Origin of the sequence: Arthrobacter sp. NQ4 (genome assembly GCF_029077345.1) — a bacterium.
Classification (GTDB): Bacteria; Actinomycetota; Actinomycetes; order Actinomycetales; family Micrococcaceae; genus Arthrobacter.
Window position 1 is genome coordinate 1 of sequence record NZ_JARETC010000033.1, and the last position, 657, is coordinate 657.

Annotated in this window: 1 protein-coding gene; it reads right to left on the reverse strand. The window is 65.9% G+C overall.

Annotation, left to right across the window (positions count from 1 at the left end; translation table 11 throughout):
- Positions 1–565: 3-oxoacid CoA-transferase subunit A (locus tag PUN51_RS20645; protein ID WP_275182384.1), on the reverse strand; the 565-nt coding region annotated here is incomplete at its 3' end.
- Positions 566–657: the final 92 nt, after the last annotated feature.

Below are 657 nucleotides of genomic sequence, written 5' to 3' on the forward strand. Positions count from 1 at the left end.
CGATGGTGTGCTTCGCGGCCGCTGCCATGATGGGGCCAAAGTTCCGGGCGGTCTTGCGGTAGACGAGGTTGCCCTTGCCGTCAGCCTTCAGGGCCTTGATGAGGGCGACGTCGGCGTGGATGGGGGTTTCGAACACGTGGCCGCGGCCGTCGATGATCCGGGTTTCCTTGCCCTCGGCGAGCATGGTGCCGTAGCCGGTGGGGGTGAAGAACCCGCCGATCCCGGCCCCTGCGGCGCGGATGCGTTCGGCGAGGTTGCCCTGCGGGACGAGTTCGAGCTCGATCTCGCCGGCCTTGTACTTGGCGTCGAAGTGCCAGGAATCGGACTGCCGCGGGAAGGAGCAGATCATCTTCTTCACCCGGCCTTCCTTGATCAGCAGGGCCAGGCCCTGATCCCCCTGGCCGGCGTTGTTGTTCACCACGGTCAGGTCCGTGGCGCCGCAGTCCAGCAGCGCGTCGATCAGTTCGAACGGCTGGCCGGCGTTGCCGAACCCGCCGATCATCACGGTGGAGCCGTCCTTGATGCCGGCGACGGCGTCCTGGACCGAATCTACGAAGTTCAGCATTACTGGTCCTTTCCAGTGTTGGTTCCGGCGGCGGTCATGTTTTCGAGCACGACGGCCAGGCCCTGGCCCACGCCGATGCAGATGGCAGCGAC